The 291-nt window shown below is 68.0% G+C and carries 1 protein-coding gene; it reads left to right on the top strand.

What is annotated here, in order from left to right; genetic code table 11:
* On the top strand, positions 1-291 hold a 291-nt coding region (locus EN852_RS39500; protein ID WP_246694593.1), incomplete at both ends, for an FAD binding domain-containing protein.

Genomic DNA, 291 nt, shown 5'->3' with positions numbered 1-291 from the left:
TCAATCGAAGATGCCGTTGGCGAGCTCGCCAAGGCGGTAGGCCCCGCCGCGATCCTCGCCGGGGGCAGTGACCTTTTGGTGAGGATGAAGGGCGGCTTCATCGAGCCCGAGCTGATCGTCGACATCAAGGCGATAAGCGGCCTGGCCGACATCACCGAAACGGCCGACGGCTTCCGGATCGGCGCCGCGGTGCCCTGCGCTGTGCTGGGCGAGAACAAGGCGGTGCGCAAGGCCTGGCCGGGCGTGGTCGAGGCGGCCAATCTGATCGGCTCCAAGCAGGTGCAGGGCCGC

This window comes from Mesorhizobium sp. M2E.F.Ca.ET.209.01.1.1 (assembly GCF_004010375.2).
Taxonomy (GTDB): domain Bacteria; phylum Pseudomonadota; class Alphaproteobacteria; order Rhizobiales; family Rhizobiaceae; genus Mesorhizobium.
Note: the sequence above shows the minus strand (reverse complement) of the source record. Positions and strands in the feature narration are given on the sequence as shown.